The organism is Xylanibacter oryzae DSM 17970 (assembly GCF_000585355.1).
Classification (GTDB): domain Bacteria; phylum Bacteroidota; class Bacteroidia; order Bacteroidales; family Bacteroidaceae; genus Prevotella; species Prevotella oryzae.
The window spans coordinates 1,079,162-1,097,257 of record NZ_KK073873.1 but is presented as its reverse complement, the minus strand read 5'-3'; the positions used below and the strand labels follow the sequence as shown (position 1 = coordinate 1,097,257).

15 protein-coding genes and 1 tRNA gene are annotated in these 18,096 nt (G+C 36.4%); 8 read left to right on the top strand and 8 right to left on the bottom strand.

The features are described 5' to 3' along the window. Positions 1-7: 7 nt before the first annotated feature. Genes XYLOR_RS04550 through XYLOR_RS04540 form a run of 3 tightly spaced genes read right to left on the bottom strand, consistent with a single transcriptional unit; the run spans position 8 to position 3,453 of the window. Positions 8-2,614: a golvesin C-terminal-like domain-containing protein gene (locus XYLOR_RS04550; RefSeq protein WP_051508868.1), complete on the bottom strand. Its 2,607-nt coding sequence runs from the start codon at positions 2,612-2,614 to the stop codon at positions 8-10. Between the two features lie 4 nt (positions 2,615-2,618). After that, on the bottom strand, positions 2,619-3,173 hold the full coding sequence (locus XYLOR_RS04545; RefSeq protein WP_036877370.1) for a 1-acyl-sn-glycerol-3-phosphate acyltransferase: 555 nt from the start codon (positions 3,171-3,173) through the stop codon (positions 2,619-2,621). 4 nt (positions 3,174-3,177) lie between these two features. Further along, positions 3,178-3,453, bottom strand: coding sequence for a hypothetical protein (locus XYLOR_RS04540; RefSeq protein WP_036877367.1), 276 nt, complete (start codon positions 3,451-3,453; stop codon positions 3,178-3,180). Between the two features lie 207 nt (positions 3,454-3,660). Here XYLOR_RS04540 and XYLOR_RS04535 point away from each other — a divergent pair, with 207 nt between their 5' ends. The 3 genes from XYLOR_RS04535 to xyl3A are packed head-to-tail and all read left to right on the top strand — an operon-like array spanning position 3,661 to position 8,847. Beyond that, the gene (locus XYLOR_RS04535) at positions 3,661-5,301 is read left to right on the top strand and encodes a diphosphate--fructose-6-phosphate 1-phosphotransferase (RefSeq protein ID WP_036877364.1); all 1,641 of its coding nucleotides are present in this window, start codon (positions 3,661-3,663) and stop codon (positions 5,299-5,301) included. 48 nt (positions 5,302-5,349) lie between these two features. Beyond that, entirely contained in the window at positions 5,350-6,264 is a 915-nt protein-coding gene (locus tag XYLOR_RS04530) for a glycoside hydrolase family 25 protein (protein WP_036877361.1), read from the top strand. 18 nt (positions 6,265-6,282) lie between these two features. Beyond that, positions 6,283-8,847, top strand: a complete 2,565-nt coding sequence (gene xyl3A / locus XYLOR_RS04525; RefSeq protein ID WP_036877360.1) for a xylan 1,4-beta-xylosidase — start codon at positions 6,283-6,285, stop codon at positions 8,845-8,847. A 41-nt stretch (positions 8,848-8,888) separates the two neighbouring features. On the opposite strand, the gene XYLOR_RS04520 is transcribed toward xyl3A, so the two are convergent. After that, positions 8,889-9,668 (bottom strand): hypothetical protein, encoded by a 780-nt coding sequence (locus tag XYLOR_RS04520; RefSeq protein ID WP_036877357.1) that lies wholly within the window; start codon positions 9,666-9,668, stop codon positions 8,889-8,891. A gap of 25 nt (positions 9,669-9,693) precedes the next feature. Then, positions 9,694-10,458 carry a nitrilase-related carbon-nitrogen hydrolase gene (locus XYLOR_RS04515; protein WP_036877354.1) on the bottom strand — a complete coding sequence of 255 codons (765 nt, stop codon included), beginning with the start codon at positions 10,456-10,458 and terminating at the stop codon, positions 9,694-9,696. Between the two features lie 142 nt (positions 10,459-10,600). Between XYLOR_RS04515 and XYLOR_RS04510 the strand changes: the two genes are divergently transcribed. The 5 genes from XYLOR_RS04510 to XYLOR_RS13775 all read left to right on the top strand — a co-directional run bounded on the left by XYLOR_RS04510 (position 10,601) and on the right by XYLOR_RS13775 (position 14,309). After that, positions 10,601-11,878 carry a replication-associated recombination protein A gene (locus XYLOR_RS04510; RefSeq protein ID WP_036877351.1) on the top strand — a complete coding sequence of 426 codons (1,278 nt, stop codon included), beginning with the start codon at positions 10,601-10,603 and terminating at the stop codon, positions 11,876-11,878. Positions 11,879-11,896: 18 nt separating this feature from the next. Next, positions 11,897-12,850 (top strand): D-2-hydroxyacid dehydrogenase, encoded by a 954-nt coding sequence (locus tag XYLOR_RS04505; RefSeq protein WP_036877350.1) that lies wholly within the window; start codon positions 11,897-11,899, stop codon positions 12,848-12,850. 12 nt (positions 12,851-12,862) lie between these two features. Beyond that, a complete protein-coding gene (locus tag XYLOR_RS04500; RefSeq protein WP_036877348.1) occupies positions 12,863-13,492 on the top strand; it encodes a trimeric intracellular cation channel family protein in 630 nt (209 codons plus the stop codon). Between the two features lie 19 nt (positions 13,493-13,511). Beyond that, positions 13,512-13,970 (top strand): hypothetical protein, encoded by a 459-nt coding sequence (locus XYLOR_RS04495; RefSeq protein ID WP_154655665.1) that lies wholly within the window; start codon positions 13,512-13,514, stop codon positions 13,968-13,970. Between the two features lie 192 nt (positions 13,971-14,162). Beyond that, on the top strand, positions 14,163-14,309 hold the full coding sequence (locus tag XYLOR_RS13775; RefSeq protein WP_154655664.1) for a hypothetical protein: 147 nt from the start codon (positions 14,163-14,165) through the stop codon (positions 14,307-14,309). A gap of 299 nt (positions 14,310-14,608) precedes the next feature. Here the strand turns inward: XYLOR_RS13775 and XYLOR_RS04490 are convergent. The 3 genes from XYLOR_RS04490 to recN all read right to left on the bottom strand — a co-directional run bounded on the left by XYLOR_RS04490 (position 14,609) and on the right by recN (position 18,085). Beyond that, positions 14,609-14,683: transfer RNA gene (locus tag XYLOR_RS04490), tRNA-Arg, on the bottom strand. A 67-nt stretch (positions 14,684-14,750) separates the two neighbouring features. Next, positions 14,751-16,427 carry a tetratricopeptide repeat protein gene (locus XYLOR_RS04485; RefSeq protein ID WP_051508867.1) on the bottom strand — a complete coding sequence of 559 codons (1,677 nt, stop codon included), beginning with the start codon at positions 16,425-16,427 and terminating at the stop codon, positions 14,751-14,753. After that, positions 16,424-18,085: a DNA repair protein RecN gene (gene recN, locus XYLOR_RS04480; RefSeq protein ID WP_036877345.1), complete on the bottom strand. Its 1,662-nt coding sequence runs from the start codon at positions 18,083-18,085 to the stop codon at positions 16,424-16,426. The genes XYLOR_RS04485 and recN overlap by 4 nt, the downstream gene beginning before the upstream one ends. Between the last annotated feature and the right edge of the window lie 11 nt (positions 18,086-18,096).

Here is an 18,096-nt window from a genome sequence, read left to right as displayed (position 1 = left end):
GTTATATTTATTTTATTAGGAATTTTATAATTCCTCCCATTAGCGTTTTTCTTGTTTCTGCGTTTTTGATACACTCAAATGGCAGTGCCATTGTGAAGCATCTGTAATCGGTACCACCGTATGCAACAGCAGCAGATTGGTTGTCTGAATACTGCATGGCACAGAATGCCGGAGATAATGGATTGATTATATCAGGTGATGTGGCTGCATAATGTTTCTCATTAATAGTTCGATATACGGTAAAAGTATTGCTTAAACCTTTTATAGTGTCGTTCTTGTTATATTGTTCCGTACTGTCGCAACTTATTTTAAAGAGATTTGCCATGAATGATTTTTCTGATTCTGTCTGCATGTCTGAGCCGATATATGAACCACTAATAAACATTTTACCACCTTGCATAGCATACTCTTTTAGCTTATTTTGCATAGATGCCTTAAATGTTTTATAGAATTCAAGACTATGCTTGTCATCTTTTTCTAAACCTAGTAGAAGATCTATCATATCATATTTCTTGATTTGAACCAATCCTGATTCTACTGCAAGGCTTGAACAGCTAACGATATTGTAGTTGGAAGTAGATGCGATTGCATCAGCATGGGTTCTAACATAATTAAAGTCATTCCCGGCAACGAACGTTCCAGCCAATTCATCTCCACAATATCCAAGTCCGTCAGGTAGAATGCTACCTATTTTTTTAATATCAAAACTTTGTTGTCTTCCGTTCCATCCAGCTGTAGGACCATAACTTACTCCTGGATCAGCATCTAAATCAAACCCTTGCTCTTTGTCATTGTTACGAATGGCAGGAGCCGCAAGACGGTGAAATCCATTTATGATCATAATAGTCTTATTCGCTAAGGGATTATAGTATGCAGATAAAACTTCCGTAGGAAAACTTTCTCCACCTTGATTAACGGCTGTAACTTTAAAATTGTACATTACACCAGGCTTCAAATGCATTTCAATATAGTTGTTCTTTTTAATATATTTGCCGTTATCGAATCCACTTGTACCGGCAGAGGTATACAATACGTATCCCGTTGGGATGGAGGTTGGTTCCTGAAGGTCTGTTACGTCATTCCATGAAATGCGTATTTTATCTTTGTTCTTAAACTCAATACGGAAATCGTCAGGAGCAAGTGGGGTGATAACAAATTTTTTATCATGTTGTGCAGCTACAAATTTAGTGATGGTCTTATATATTGACCTTGCCATTGTAAACTTGAAGCTAGGATCTTGTCCCATAATCATATCAGGAAAATTCTGATGTGACATTGTTTCTAATATGGCAGAAGGTATTTCTGGCAATCGTGTTTCAGAATAGTTTTTGTCATATAAATCTCGCTCACTCCAGTTCTTGTATTTATAGGTGATATCGGTTTTTACGTTATTAAGAAGCAATGATGCAAAATCTTTAGATATCATTCTTGATATGCCTGAATTTAAACGTTCATCATTATATTCCGTGGTACATATAGCCAAAGAACCTACGAGTGATTTGCAGTCATTTGCATATCCTGCATCACTATGTATAGCAAGTGATAATTCGAAAGGTACTTTGTCACCGTCAAGTGAAGGCATATAAACGGACCCTCCTCCAAGGTAGTTTGTCATCAATGAACGCACGTTTATATCGTCAGCGTAATCGTCTGCTCCGTTTTTTGAGCTGTATACGCTATATGGCATACCAGCCCACTGTGCATAGTAACGCGCCCCTTCGAGGCATCTAGGTAATCCACTTATTTGTCCGCCACGCTCGATATTTCCCATTCCACCTCCAAATCTTACGGCGTCAGCTGTTACAACACCATGACTTTGACTTTGATTAGTTATCACAACACGATTAAACTGATTATAACCTTTGTCAAAGTCAAATGTTCCAATGTATACCCATGTGCTTCCGCCCATTTGCTGGTTTACAAGTATTGAGGTAGCCTGACCTTTGTGAAAAACAGTGTAGTGTGCATCATCAATGCTCTTTGGCATAGTCTGATAACTTACATATACAGCATATTTTCCTTCGACAGGAAAAACAGGTTGATAAGAAATTTCGCTACATTTTGATTTGCTTTTTGCCGTCTCTGCCATTCTCGCTGTGCCTGCGGTGAATGGATTCTCGTTGTCTGAATACGCTCCGTTATGTTTCGCAAATCCCTTTATAGTAGAAGTGCTCCAATGACGCTTGCTTACAAATTCAGTATATTCATTAGCTTTGTTTGTATCATCATTGTCTACAATAATCTCGTTTTTTTGCCAATCCCTTTCACGTGGAGTGAAAACTATAGCACCGGCATTCTCAAGCATAGGGATGAGATATGGTACTACTATAGTTTGAGTGAAAAGATCTTCGGTTGTGCAAAAAAGGTTAGGACGCTGCCATACCCATCTGTCTTGAGACAGATTGTAATATCTGCCATGAGACGCCCAAACTGAAATATGACGGTTCTGCAACCCCTTTTTTATCTTATAAGGAACTGATTCGTTCTTTGTCCAAGGCTCGCCACTGTAATCTATATTGCCCCATTGACTGTTTAACATTACATTGTCTTGGGCCGATACGCTGGTTATAGCTGTGGACAGTAGGATAAGTATGGTACGGCAAAACCTATTCATAATTTTATAATTCTCCTATAGTGAATTTCTCAGGGTATTTGCCCTTGAAATCTTTATAATATAGTTTTATATCACGCATATCTTTATCAATATCACCAGAAGGCGTAATGCTACGTGTACAACGTATAATACGTTTCTCGTAATCAACACCATACAATAATATAGGGAGTTCTGCTTTCTGAGCAATAACGTAGAATCCTTTTTTCCAATTAGGATTAAGAGAACGTGTTCCTTCCGGTGTTATACATAAGTGAAAAGATTTGCTATCTTTTGCTATAGCTGCAAGGTTTTCTGTCATGCTGGTATGTTTAGATCTCCATACAGGTATACCTCCAATCTTCCTGAAGAAAGGACCTAAAGGACCGAAAAACCATTCCTTTTTCATTAAAAACTGACACTGAAAACCTTCGGCGTGTGCATACAACTCACCTAAAAGTAAATCCCAATTTGTTGTATGCGGGGCCAGACACAAAATATATTTATTGGGGCGGTCGACTGTTACATCTATCTTCCACCCCCAAAGTCTATATAAGATCCAGCGACATAGTTTTTTTACCATAAAATTACTGTATAAGATTTTTAATCTGATCTACGATTTCATCAACTTGTTTGTTAAAATCACAGACATAATGTTTAAAGTACAATTTTGCACTCATACCAGGCTCTACATGCGAAATACGTCTTACATAATCGCTATGGATGCGCAAAATACTTTCTAGCAAGGCATCAACATTCTCTTTAGGAGGATTGTTGCCATAAAGAGATGCTGCTACGCACTCCGCAAAAAGATCACTGCAGATGTAGTTGACTGTCTTTTTTAAATCTTTCTTATTAGTCATAATAAATTACCCTTTTATTATTTTTTATTGATTATTCAAGTTCAAAGATAACAAAAAACTTGAATATAAAAGAATTATCAGACTAAAAAAGAATTAATTTTTGTATTTTGAATGATTTCTTTCTGATTCTTCGAAGAAAAATATTAAATTTGCAACTTAGAATTTAAGTATAATTCATTATTCATATATTATTAATTTAAAAAAAACATGGAAAAAAGTGCATTGCAGAAAGCAAGAGCCGCTTATCAGCCAAAGTTGCCGAAGGCTCTTCAAGGTGCAGTAAAAGTTAAAGAAGGCGCTCCAACAAAGAGCGTTGACAATCAGGAAGAAATAAAAAAATTATTCCCTAACACTTATGGAATGCCATTAGTTGAGTTCGTTCCAGGTGAAGAGACTGCCCAGAAGGCAATGAATGTAGGTGTTATCCTAAGTGGTGGTCAGGCTCCTGGCGGCCATAATGTTATCAGTGGATTGTTTGATGAAATCAAAAAGTTGAACTCAAATAACAGACTGTTCGGATTCTTGATGGGTCCTGGTGGTCTTGTTGATCATAAATATGTTGAGATAACAGAGGATTTTCTAGCTGATTATCGTAACACAGGTGGTTTCGATATCATTGGTTCAGGTCGTACTAAACTTGAAAAGGAAGAACAGTTTGAGAAGGGATTGCAAATTATACGTGAACTAGATATCAAAGCTATTATCATAATAGGTGGCGATGACTCAAATACAAATGCTTGTGTGCTAGCTGAGTATTATGCAGCAAAGAAGTATGGCGTACAGGTAATAGGCTGCCCTAAGACTATTGATGGTGACTTGAAAAATACTCAGATTGAAACATCTTTCGGTTTTGATACTGCTACAAAGACATATTCAGAACTTATAGGTAACATTGAGCGTGACTGTAACTCAGCACGTAAATACTGGCATTTTATCAAGGTTATGGGTCGTTCAGCTAGTCACATTGCCCTTGAATGCGCACTTCAGTGTCAGCCAAATATCTGCATAGTGTCAGAGGAAGTTGAAGCCAAAGACATGACTCTTAACCAGATTGTAGAACAGATATGTGACGCTGTTGCTTATCGTGCAAGTAAAGGCTGGAATTTCGGAACCGTAATAATTCCTGAAGGTCTTATTGAATTCGTACCGGCTATAGGCCGTCTTATTGAGGAATTAAATGACTTGCTTGCTGCTCACGGAAGTGATTACAAAGACTTGGATAAAGATGCTCAACGTGAATATATCATAGCTCATCTTAGTGCTGAGAATAAAGAAACCTTTGAAACATTACCAGAGGGTGTTGCTCGCCAACTTTCTCTTGACCGTGATCCTCATGGAAATGTACAGGTTTCTCTTATTGAAACAGAAAAACTAATTTCGGATATGTGTGCTAGCAAACTTGATCAGTGGGCTAAGGAAAATAAATATAATGGTAAATTTGCAGCCCAGCATCATTTCTTCGGATATGAAGGACGTTGCGCTGCTCCATCAAACTTTGACGCAGATTACTGTTATGCTCTTGGTACAAGTGCTGCACAACTTGTTGCAAACGGCAAGACCGGATATATGGCTATCGTTAAAAATACAACTGCTCCAGCAGACCAATGGATTGCAGGTGGTGTGCCAATAACGATGATGATGAATATGGAAAAGCGTAACGGTGAAATGAAACCGGTTATACGTAAAGCCCTTGTTGAACTTGACGGTAAGCCATTTAAGGCTTTTGCTGCTAAGCGTGAAGAATGGTCTAAGAACACGTGTTATGTTTACCCAGGACCAATACAGTACTGGGGACCGACAGAAGTATGTGATCAACCAACAAGAACACTTGCATTAGAACAAAAATAAAATTTTATTAGGGACAGACGGTTTGTCTGTCCCTATAATAAATAATTAATGACAGGTAACCAAAGAAAAGCAAAAACAAAAACAACGAAAAGAACTACGACTACTTATCGTCGTAGCAGCTATCGTTCCCCTGTCCGTCATAAACGCCCTGGTTTTTTTATACGTTTCTTACAAAAAATGCCTTCGTGGACTTGGTGGTTAGGAGGAGGCCTGGTAGTTTTTGGTTATATATGGGCATTCTATTTCTTTTTTGTAGGTCCTACAGGTTTTAGATGGAGAGCTCTATATGGTGATGTTGACTATCCAGAGGGATACGAAATCCATGGAATAGATATAAGCCATTATCAAGGTACGATAGACTGGGAAAAGGTTAAAGATGCCATGATTGATAATTGTCCAGTGCGTTTTGTCGTTATAAAGGCCACAGAGGGAACTACTTCGTTGGATGATAACTTTAATGACAACTTCTATCAATCTAAAGAATATGGCTTTATAAGGGGAGCGTATCATTTTTGGAGCACTAAATCTTCTGCTCGTGATCAAGCTGCATATTTTTTGAAACAAGTGCATCTTGAAGATGGTGATTTACCACCTGTACTTGATATTGAACATAAATCAAAAGATCAAACTAACGAACAATTTAAAGAAAGCGTACTTACATGGTTGCATATTGTTGAAGATAAATATCATGTAAAACCTATAATATATACCTACTATAAATTTAAAATGACATACCTCGATGATCCTGTTTTTGACCAATATCCATATTGGATAGCTCACTATTATGTGCAGAAGGTTCAATATGAAGGACGATGGAAATTCTGGCAGCATACCGATTGTGGTAAATTGCCTGGTATTAAGGGATATATCGATTTTGATATTTATAATGGTTCTTTTTATGATTTGAGAAAACTAACTATTGGAAGTCATGAACAGATAGGGGAAGACGCATACCAAAATTAAATCTTAAACAAATTATTTATGAAAAGACATGCTATTTTTATGTTGCTATTATTGGAAACAACAATAGTAAGTGCACAACTGCCTTATCAGAATAGAAATTTATCTGCTGAAGAAAGAGCTACTGACTTGTGTAGTAGACTTACTTTAGATGAGAAGGTTAAGTTGATGTGTAACGCATCGCCATCTATAGAGAGATTGGGCATTCCTGCTTTTGAATGGTGGAGTGAGGGTCTACACGGTGTTGGACGTAATGGTTTCGCTACAGTATTTCCTGCAACTATAGGTATGGCGGCATCGTTTGATGATAATCTGCTATACAAAATTTATGATGCTGTAAGTGACGAAGCGAGAGCTAAAAACACAATCGCCAGAAAAACAGGTTTTATCAAACGGTATCAAGGTTTGTCTTTTTGGACACCTAATATAAATATATTCCGTGACCCAAGATGGGGACGCGGACAGGAAACATATGGTGAAGACCCTTATCTTACTACATGTATGGGACTTGCTGTGGTAAGAGGACTGCAAGGTCCGGAAGATACTAAATATCGAAAATTACTTGCATGTGCAAAACATTTTGCTGTTCATAGCGGACCTGAATGGAACAGACACTCATTTAATGTTGAAAATCTTCCACAACGTGATTTATGGGAGACTTATCTTCCTGCTTTTAAAGCACTAGTACAGGACGGAAATGTGCAGGAGGTCATGTGCGCTTATCAGCGTATTGATGGTGAGCCGTGCTGTGGTAATAATCGTTATCTACAACAGATACTACGTAATGAGTGGAACTTCAAAGGTTTGGTCACTAGTGACTGCGGTGCAATAAGCGATTTTTGGGAAAAGGGGAGACATGGTGTTTCGACTAATGCCGAACAAGCTTCTTCAAAGGCTGTAAGGAGTGGCACCGATACAGAGTGCGGAAGTAACTATCTAACTTTGCCTGAAGCTGTAAAAAATGGTGAAATATCCGAAAAGCAAATAGATGTAAGTTTGAAGCGCTTGCTTAAAGCTCGTTTTGAACTTGGTGATTTTGATTCTGATTCAGTTAATGACTGGACTAAAATACCTGAGTCTGTTGTTGCCAGCAAATCACATAAGGAGATGGCTCTACAAATGGCAAGAGAAGAAATGGTGCTATTAATGAATAAGAATAATATTCTGCCTCTAAACAAAAACATGAAGATTGTCGTGATGGGTCCTAATGCTTGTGATTCTACAATGATGTGGGGTAATTATAATGGATATCCTACAGAGACTGTCACAATATTGAAAGGTATTCAAAACAAGGCAAAGAATGTAACTTATGTTGCCGGATGCGGATTAATTAATAATTCGTCAGAGAAAAGTTTTTATAATGATATAAATTCTGATGATGGCATTAAAGGAATGAAGGCTACGTATTATAACAATTTAACCCAAGAGGGTGGTGCCGCTGCTATAATGCAGATGCGTGAACCTATACGTCTGGATAACGGAGGAGGTACAGTATTTGCTCCCGGTGTAAACCTAACGAATTTTTCTGGCCGCTATACAGGTGTCTTTATACCTGAAAAGTCAGATAAGTTGACATTCAAGGTTGCTGGTGATGATGGTTTCAGACTTATTGTTAACGGTGATACTATTATTGATTCGTGGAAAAGTCAGCAACGCGTAGTTAATAAGGAAAGAGAAATGTATTTTGAGGCAGGAAAAAAATATAATCTGGAATTGGATTATAAGCAGGAAGATGGTCTGGCTATGCTAAGTTTTGATGTGGTTAAGAAAATCAATCTTCTGAATGATCAAATCCTTTCGTCTGTAAAAGATGCTGATGCTGTTGTCTTTGTTGGCGGAATTTCACCTAGACTCGAAGGTGAGGAAATGAAAGTTGATTTTCCAGGATTTAAAGGTGGTGACAGAACGAATATAGAACTGCCTGATGTACAGAGACAGATGATTGGCATGTTGCATAAAGCTGGGAAAAAGGTAGTATATATTAATTGCAGTGGTTCTGCTATTGGACTTGTGCCAGAGACTCAAAACGCAGATGCAATATTACAGGCTTGGTATCCGGGCGAACAAGGTGGAACAGCAGTCGCTGATGTTTTGTTTGGTGATTATAACCCATGCGGAAAACTACCGGTAACATTCTATAAGAATGTTGGTCAATTACCTGATTATGAGGATTACAAGATGGAAGGACGCACATATAGATATTTTAAGGGCGAAGCTTTGTTCCCATTCGGATATGGACTAAATTATACTACATATAAAGTATCAAACACTAGATATGATAGCGTTGATGGCAAACTTTATACAACAGTTTCTAATGTTGGGAAAAAAGAGGGGACAGATGTAATCCAAGTATATATTAAAAATGTTGCTGACAAGTCAGGTCCTATAAAGTCTTTACGTGCTTTTTTAAGGGTACATGTAAATGCCGGTGAAAGTAAAAGCGTCACTATAGATATGCCTAGAAATAAATTTGAAGGTTGGGATACAAAGACTAACACTATAAGGGTAGTACCAGGAACATATCATATAATGGTTGGAAATAGTAGCATGGATAAAGACCTTAGGGTAATAACAGTAAAAATATAATAAATAAAAAGGATGTGCCACTTGCACATCCTTTTTATTTATTATTCGTCATCTTCACTAAAGTCAGATAAATCACCTGCATCCACATTTGGATCTGTTCCCAAATCAAATGTTGTACGGTATGTATTTTCATCAAGAGCTTCGTCAAAATTCGGTTCTTCTTGAATATCGTCTTCATCTTCTTCAGGGCGTTCGTCCTCTGGTAGTTCGTCCTCGTCACGTTTCTCGATTTTCAATCTTGGGCGTTCTACTTCAGGCTTTTCTTTTGCAAAAATTGATTCAACCCAGTTTCCTTTTGGAATTTCAAGAACATCGAAGCCGTCTGCAATTTTTTTGTTGTACATACCACTATGCACGCAGTCTTTTGGCAAAGTAGAAGTGCTTATATCAAAACCACTCTCAATAATATCACGTATGCTTTGTGAAAGAGACTCCCATCCTCCTCCGAAATTACGGTCAATTACCTCCAATAGTTTCGCAGCAGAAATATGACGTATATTCTCATAAGTAAGATCTGTAACTCTTAATATTGGACGCTTTTTTACAGCCCAAGTGCCCTTAGTTGAATCGTCAATCTTTATTTGTCCTATCTTAAAACCTCTTTCTTCGAACTTCTTACGGATTTCGGGTTTGTCAATTTTCAATATCTCTATATCGAATGCTGAACTTATAATATCTGTATAATGTCTAGCATTGTCTTTAATTTCGGCATCCTTTTCAGCCAAAGACCACATTCGAAAAATATCATTTTCCTGAACATCCCAGATGTTACTCTTATTTATTGTTTTAAGAGTTAATGATTTTTTAGGTGATTGTTTCATTACTGTTATTATTGTTTTTTAGTTATTATACTAATATGTAGTTATCTCTATCTTCCAATACGCTAAATTCACTTCTGAACTTTTGCAATTCTTTGATGTCTATATCACAAGACATAGAAATGTTTTCAGAGTCAGGACAGCATATAATGTCTTTACCATATGCGTCTATTACCGCACTCTTGCCAATATAATTGCAATACTTGTCATTGCCAGTTCTGTTGACTCCGATTGCATAGCATTGGTTCTCTATAGCTCTTGCTTTCAACAAGATATCCCAAGCATTTTGCCTTGACTCTGGCCAGTTCGCAACAATTATAATGCAATCGTAATCGTTAAAATTACGAATCCATTCAGGAAATCTTAAATCAAAACACGTTGCAATAAGAATCCTTATACCTTTATACTCTACGATGACTCTGCTATTACCTGCTGTATAATGTTTACTTTCGCCGCCAAGTCTGAAAAGATGGTGCTTATCGTAGTATTTGAAATTACCATCAGGATATACAAAGTATAATCTGTTATAGTATTTGCCAGATTCTGTTACAGACAAACTTCCTACTATTGCACTTCCCAAAGATCTAGCTATATTTATCATCCATTTTAATGATACACTATTGTCAGCATCTTCGGATATTCCTTGTGGTTCTATTGCATAACCTGTGCTCCACATTTCAGGCAATACGTATATATCTGAATGGGAAGCTTCTTCTATTAGATGCTCAGCATTATCTATATTTGCATTGATGTCAGCCCATTTTATATCGGTCTGCAATATCGTTATCTTCATATTACTCGCGGTTGTCCTTTGTTCTATAGTACTCTTATCCCAATCTTTTTGCAAAAGTATATACTTTATTTTTTATTCACAAGTTTTCCTACATAAATTTTTCTATATGATATTAATTTTTTATTTTTGCAAATAAATAATTATGTCGAAACCTTTAGCAGAAAGAATGAGACCCCGCACTCTGAACGAATATATCGGTCAGAAGCATTTGGTTGGTGAGGGGGCTGTACTCCGGAGGATGATAGATGCAGGTCATATTACATCTTTTATCTTATGGGGTCCTCCTGGTGTTGGAAAAACTACATTGGCTCAGATTATTGCAAATAAATTGGATACACCATTTTATACGTTGAGTGCCGTTACTAGTGGAGTAAAAGATGTGCGTGATGTTATAGAGAAGGCTAAGAGTAATCATTTTTTTAATACATCTAGTCCTATTCTTTTTATTGATGAGATCCACCGTTTTAGCAAATCTCAACAAGATTCTCTGCTTGGTGCTGTAGAAAAGGGAATTGTGACTTTAATAGGTGCTACAACAGAGAACCCTTCTTTTGAGGTTATTCGTCCACTATTATCCCGTTGCCAACTGTATGTCTTGAAATCGTTAGAAAAAGATGATTTATTAGATTTGTTGAATAGGGCTATAAACGAGGATGAAGAGTTAAAGACAAGAAGTATAGAATTGAAAGAGACGGGCGCCATACTGAGATACAGTGGAGGAGATGCACGTAAATTGCTTAACATTCTTGAACTTGTCGTAGATGCATCAAGTGATAAGAAAATTGTTATAACAGACCAGTTGATAGAAGACAGGTTGCAGCAAAACCCACTAGCGTATGATAAAGATGGTGAGATGCATTATGACATAATATCTGCTTTTATTAAAAGTATAAGAGGTTCTGATCCTGATGCGGCACTATATTGGTTGGCAAGAATGATAGAAGGGGGAGAGGATCCGAAGTTTATCGCAAGGAGACTTGTGATAAGCGCATCAGAAGATGTTGGCTTGGCTAATCCCAATGCTTTGCTATTGGCAAATACGGCTTTTGATGTAGTTATGAAAGTCGGATGGCCAGAAGGAAGAATACCTCTAGCTGAAGCTACTGTTTACCTTGCGACAAGTCCTAAAAGTAATTCAGCTTATCTAGGTATTGATGCTGCTTTACAATTAGTTAGAGAAACAGGAAATGCCCCAGTACCTTTGCACTTGCGCAATGCTCCAACAAAGTTGATGTCTGAATTGGGGTATCATGACGGATATAAATATCCACATGACTATCCAGGTCATTTTACAGAGCAACAGTATATGCCTGATATGCTTAAAAACAAAAAAATATGGTTCTGCCAGCATTCACCGGCAGAAGAGAAGATTTATCAGAGGATGTTGCTTAATTGGGGTGAAAGATATAAAGAAGATTGATTTTTTAATTATAAAGAAATGAAAATCGTAATTTTAGATGGTTATGGATTGAACCCTGGAGATTTATCCTGGAGTCAATTAGAGACGCTTGGTGACGTCGTCGTATATCCGCGGACGGCACCTGAAGATGTTGAGGAAAGAAGTAAAGACGCGGAGATAATTTTAACTAATAAAGTAGTGTTTTCAGATGCAACTATAAGCAAGTTGAAAAAACTTAAGTATATAGGTGTACTCGCCACAGGCTATAATATAGTGGATGTGAAGGCTGCTAGTTCTAAGGGGATAATTGTTACTAATATACCTTCGTATAGTACAGACAGTGTGGCGCAAATGACGTTTGCTCATATACTAAATATAACAAATAGAATTGGTCATTATGCTGAAGAAAACAGAAAAGGCAGATGGAGTTCTAATCCTGATTTCTGCTACTGGGATAACGATCTAATGGAGTTATCTGGAAAAACTATAGGAATTGTTGGATTAGGTAATATTGGTTTAAGGGTTGCTCGTATTGCCAGGGACTTTGGAATGGATGTTTTTGCGTATACTTCTAAAAACAAGGCTGATTTACCTGATGGAATACAAAAAACGACCTTGGAAGGCTTATATGGTATAAGTGATATACTTACCTTGCATTGTCCACTTACTGCTGGGACAAAAGAATTTATAAATAAAAACACAATATCTAAGATGAAGCATGGAGCGATACTTATCAATACAGGAAGAGGACAACTTGTAAATGAACAAGATGTGGCTAACGCCCTTAAGTCAGGTCAACTTGGAGGTTATGGTGCTGATGTATTGTGTAAAGAGCCTCCTTCAATTGATAATCCACTGCTTAAAGCTCCAAACGCGTTTATAACTCCTCATATAGCATGGGCGACAAAAGATGCGAGGTTAAGACTTATGAGCATTGCTGTGAACAATTTAAAGTGCTTTATAGCTAATAAACCTGTTAATATAGTAAAATAAAGAAGACAAAATATGCCAGACCAATTAGCACTATCAACACTTCAGCAATTTTTAGAGATAATAGGAACATTTGCATTTGCAATATCAGGTATAAGACTTGCTGCTGCCAAACATTTTGATTGGTTTGGCGGATATGTATGCGGTATAGCTGTAGCTATAGGTGGAGGTACCATTAGAGATTTGATGTTGGGAGCAGTCCCATTCTGGATGACTTCACCATTATATATAATATGTACTGGTTTTGCATTGTTATTTGTGATAATCTTTACTAAATATATGAAGAAGTTAGATATAACGTGGCTTGTGTTTGATACATTAGGACTAGCACTTTTTACAATTGCAGGTATACAGAAATCTTTAGCTTACGGACAACCGTTCTGGGTCTCAATAATTATGGGATGTATTACAGGTGCGGCAGGGGGCGTAATAAGGGATGTATTGCTAAATAGCGTACCCCTTATTTTTCAAAAGGAGATATATGCTATGGCTTGTGTCGCCGGTGGACTTGTGTATTGGTTGTTATCATGGCTCGGAATTAGTAATAACTTTACGGTTCTTATATCATTTTTAGTTGTATGTATAATAAGAATATTGGCTGTAAGGTATCACATTTCATTGCCTGTATTAAGAGGTGAAGAATAAATTAACTAAAATAGTAATAATGAAAAAGGGATTTATTTTATCAGTAGTAGTTTGTTTAAGTATTTGCTCTACTGTCTTTTCGCAAACAAAAATGACATCGGCTCAATACCTTGAACAGTATAAGGACTTTGTTAATGCTGTAAGTAGCCGTAAGGATATATCAAAAAATGATTTTAATTCAATAGACTCTGTTTATGAAAATTATACCTCGCAGTATAAAATATACAAAAGTAGCATGACAACTAAACAAATAGAGGATTATAATGAATTAAAGAGCCTTTATCGCAAACGTATAATAAAATATAGGGCTGAACGATTTGGCGAAAAGGCTGAAAATACAAGTGATAGTGTTAGTAGCGGTTTAGGCAAGGGTATCGGTACTGCACAAAAGGGACTTACTCGTACCGGTGCTGCTGTTGGTGGATTTGTAAAAGGCATATTCAAACCTAAATCTGATACGAAAACAGAAAAGAAATAAACGCTGCTTTTCTAATTTAAAATATGTATAAATCACTTATGGCAATAGTCTATAAGTGATTTTTTGTATTTAAAAAAATGTTGGTAATAACGTTTGGTAAATGGATAAAAATTTGTAAGCAGTCAATTTTCACCGTATAGGATGTAATGCTTGAAATATGTAATTTTGCGCTCAATGTAAAAATTGAGGGTTATGAATACAAAGAAAGAAGGAGAGTATTACTCGATGAATATCTGTGAACAGCAGATGAGTTGCATTGCGATTTATCAGAACAACAGCTTCTTTGTAGGAAGCATAGAGTCTGCTAAACCTTTTGCAATATTAAGTTCTAATGTATAGAGCTCTGTGCTGTACAAAAATACAATGAGATATATCCAGGATATACTTAACAAACTCGGCAATACCGGTAAAAATGGATGTATAACCTTATTGGTAAATCGTTGGATATATCCTTTTATCAGACCTTTGACTTATTAAGGTATACGTATCTAAAGATTTAAATTATCGTTAAAAATTGGCATTACGCCGGTTAGTAATACAACTAGTGAAAATTGATAGCTTACAAATATTTTAATATACAATAATGCTGCTTTGCCTATAAAAAAAGAAAAGCCCTATTTATAGGGCTTTTCTTTAAGTGATTCAGAAGGGATTCGAACCCTTGACCCACGCCTTAGAAGGGCGTTGCTCTAATCCAACTGAGCTACTGAACCCCTTTTGTGGCTGCAAAGGTACTTCTTTTTATGGTAAAGACCAAATATTTTATTGCATTTTTTTTATTCACTTATATTTTTCGATTACGCTATCGGCTTGAGTATTGCCAAGCGACTTTGCTTTTTGTAGATTCTGCATACCATCTTCTTTATTACCTTTTTTGACTTGTATGAGACCAAGTATTAGATAACCGTCTGAATATTTTGGAGCCATGTCGACGCATTTCTTGGCACTGTTTAAGGCATCTTCAAGCATATTTACACGTAGCATTAAGTTGGCTTGCTCCGCATAGTATGTTGCCTCTTTAGGATTCAGTTCTATTGCTTTGCTTATATCGTCAAGAGCTTGTTTGTATAGACGTGCATTTAGTTCTGCTTGCTCACGTATATAGTAAAAACTATCATTAATACTACTTCGCATCAAGGTCTCATAGTCGTTATAGTCATTAACAGCTTCACGGTATTTTTTCATGTTATCTAGTTTTGTAGCTCTAGCAAGTATATATGGAGCCGCATCTCTAGTATATGGTTTGGTGAAGCAATTTACAGCGCTGTCTAGCAATGCGCAAATTACGGTGTCGCTAGCCTGTAATTGGATTTTGCTCTGTGCAGCCTCATAAAATATCTCCGCATTTTTAAGAGGTGTCTTGGTTAGTTCAATATATGTATTATATGCGTCTTGATATTTTTTCTGACTATATAATATTTGTGCCATCTGATACTTATACATTGGCGTTGAATTTATGTCGTAAGCTTTTTTTGCCTCATTATACGCCAAATCCAAATTCCAGTCTTTGTATGGTTTATCTGATTTATATATTTCCTTCTGATATATCAATTTACTGTAACTGTAATGCACATCGTCTTTTTTGTCCGCAACTTTTAATGCCTTCTCCATATCTGATTTTGCACTTATAAAATTGTCTTGATCTGCCTCTAACTGAGCTCTAGAAATATACCCATCAGCAACATTAGGGAACTTATTGATAAATTTTTCTATTACTTGCTTAAATTCATCTGCACCTTTCTGTTGAGCTATATACAAGGTTACAATTGCTTGATCTTTATCGTCAGGAAGATCTTTACTGATAAATGTTGAATTCAAAGTATTGTCGTTTATACTTAATCCTGTGATATTTTGTGATGCGGCAAAAGATGCACTTACTGCATATGTCTCTTTACTTATGCCGTCAGCAGATGGTTGCAATATACCTATGACTTCACCGCTTTGGTTCATTATTGGGCAACTGATGCAGTTTTCGTTTGCTTTCAAATCCAATGTATAATAATTATAGTTACTCAGAAAACTCTCAGATTTGCTTACAGTTCCTTGCTGACAATCTGGATTTTTAATGGAATAGGGCAGGAGCCATATTGTTGATCCTTTTTCTGCAGCCGTATTAGCAACTGTTAGTGGCTGTGATTTTGTACCTTCTACTCTAAATTTAGCAATATCGTATATGTCGTTAGCTCCTAGCATACAAGCTACATTGTATTTTTTACCATTTGAATCGACAATAACTGCACTTGAAGCTCCCTTAAATGGAGTGAATGAACTTATTGCTTCTCCATTTGTTCCAATAAAGAAACCGTTTACAGACGTTAATAAACTGCCATCCTGTTTGAATGTTGTTAATTTAAATACTGATTTAGCTGCCTTTGATGCCCAATTAGGGATTTGTGCAAAAAGGGTTGTGCTTGCTATTATAATTGCAAGCAAGGATGTATATATACGTTTCATCATATTTGATTTAATAATTCTTTTGCGTTTTGTAATGCTGCTTTTGTTAGTGTACTGCCACTGAGCATTTGTGCTATTTCTTTTATCCTTTCATCTGCTGAAAGTTTTTTCATATTGCTTTTTGTTCCAGTAGACGTTTGCTCCTTGTATACTTTATAGTGAGTTGTTCCCATAGCTGCTATTTGGGGTAAATGGGTAATACTTATTACTTGTCTGTCGTTGTTTGCCATTTCTTGCATTATTCTGGCCATTTTCTCAGCTATGCTACCGCTTACACCTGTGTCTATCTCATCAAAAATGATTGTAGGCAATTTTACAGCACCACTTATCATGGCTTTTAACGATAGCATCAGCCTGGCAATTTCTCCGCCGCTGGCTACTTGAGATACTTGTTGCAACTGTGTACCAGGATTTGCACTAAACATAAAAGAGACTTTATCGTTACCGTTATTGCACAAATCGCAATGTTGAAATTCTATTTCAAATCTTACTTTAGGAAGACCTAGGGTCTGTAAACGTTTCAGGACATCTTTTTCTATTATTTTGGATGATTTCCTTCGTTCAGCACTTAGATATTTTGCTTTTTCAATACATTTCTGCTCTAGCATATTTGCTTTGTTCTGTATGTCAAGTAGTATATCATCACCATTTTCAATATCTTGCAATTGCTGATTTATACTTTCCCTCAAGTCTATAAGTTCTTTTACGGTAGTACAGTGATGTTTTTGTTGTAAACTGTATATTGTATCTAGTTTTGAAGTTATCTCATCTAGCTCTTTAGGATCAAAGTCAATGTTTACGCATCTTGTGCTGATTTCATCTGCTATATCTTTTAGTTCAATATAACTATCGTCTATACGTTGAGCTAGTTCTTTCACTTCAGGGTATACGTCCTCTATATTATGAAGTTGTGCCGCTGAATATCTAAGCTTTTGAATTATTCCGTTACCTTCATCAGATAAAGAAGTGTCTGTATTGAACAAACTGTTTTTTATTTCCTCAGCATGATTCATTGTAGAACTGGTCTGTTCTAACTGTTCTTGTTCTCCTTCCACGAGATTAGCTTTGTTTAGTTCTTCAAACTGAAATCTAAGAAAATCTTTATTTTCTTTTTTATTCTGTATACTCTCTTTTATTCTTTGTACCTCTTTTTTCGCATCCTTATATTTTGTATAGATGTCACTGTATTCGTCCAAATCTTTAGAATCTCCAGCGATAATGTCTACTACTTCAAGTTGGAAATCATCATGTTGCAGAAGCAAATTCTGATGTTGACTATGCACATCAATAAGTTTCTCGCCAATGGACTTTAGCACAGATAGTGGGGCAGGGGTATCATTAATAAATGATCTACTTTTCCCATTTGTTGAAAGTTCTCTACGGATAATGCAGTCTGAATCTTCATAATCAATATTATTATCATCAAAATACGATTTCATTGAATATTTTGATAAGTCAAAATGTGCTTCTATAATGCATTTTTCTGTTCCATCTTTTATAACTTTCGAGTCGGCTCTCTGCCCTAATAACAATCCTATAGCCCCTATTATAATACTTTTCCCAGCTCCAGTTTCGCCTGTTATAACAGAGAAACCTGAAGAGAAGTCTATGTCTAGGGTATCTATTATTGTGAAATTTTTTATATATAGTTTTGTTAACATGGCTTATTTAA

Coding starts and splice junctions, on each gene's coding strand:
- XYLOR_RS04550 (WP_051508868.1), bottom strand. CDS start 2,614: ATGAATAGGTTTTGCCGTACCATACTTATCCTACTGTCCACAGCTATA.
- XYLOR_RS04545 (WP_036877370.1), bottom strand. CDS start 3,173: ATGGTAAAAAAACTATGTCGCTGGATCTTATATAGACTTTGGGGGTGG.
- XYLOR_RS04540 (WP_036877367.1), bottom strand. CDS start 3,453: ATGACTAATAAGAAAGATTTAAAAAAGACAGTCAACTACATCTGCAGT.
- XYLOR_RS04535 (WP_036877364.1), top strand. CDS start 3,661: ATGGAAAAAAGTGCATTGCAGAAAGCAAGAGCCGCTTATCAGCCAAAG.
- XYLOR_RS04530 (WP_036877361.1), top strand. CDS start 5,350: ATGACAGGTAACCAAAGAAAAGCAAAAACAAAAACAACGAAAAGAACT.
- xyl3A (WP_036877360.1), top strand. CDS start 6,283: ATGAAAAGACATGCTATTTTTATGTTGCTATTATTGGAAACAACAATA.
- XYLOR_RS04520 (WP_036877357.1), bottom strand. CDS start 9,668: ATGAAACAATCACCTAAAAAATCATTAACTCTTAAAACAATAAATAAG.
- XYLOR_RS04515 (WP_036877354.1), bottom strand. CDS start 10,458: ATGAAGATAACGATATTGCAGACCGATATAAAATGGGCTGACATCAAT.
- XYLOR_RS04510 (WP_036877351.1), top strand. CDS start 10,601: ATGTCGAAACCTTTAGCAGAAAGAATGAGACCCCGCACTCTGAACGAA.
- XYLOR_RS04505 (WP_036877350.1), top strand. CDS start 11,897: ATGAAAATCGTAATTTTAGATGGTTATGGATTGAACCCTGGAGATTTA.
- XYLOR_RS04500 (WP_036877348.1), top strand. CDS start 12,863: ATGCCAGACCAATTAGCACTATCAACACTTCAGCAATTTTTAGAGATA.
- XYLOR_RS04495 (WP_154655665.1), top strand. CDS start 13,512: ATGAAAAAGGGATTTATTTTATCAGTAGTAGTTTGTTTAAGTATTTGC.
- XYLOR_RS13775 (WP_154655664.1), top strand. CDS start 14,163: ATGAATACAAAGAAAGAAGGAGAGTATTACTCGATGAATATCTGTGAA.
- XYLOR_RS04485 (WP_051508867.1), bottom strand. CDS start 16,427: ATGATGAAACGTATATATACATCCTTGCTTGCAATTATAATAGCAAGC.
- recN (WP_036877345.1), bottom strand. CDS start 18,085: ATGTTAACAAAACTATATATAAAAAATTTCACAATAATAGATACCCTA.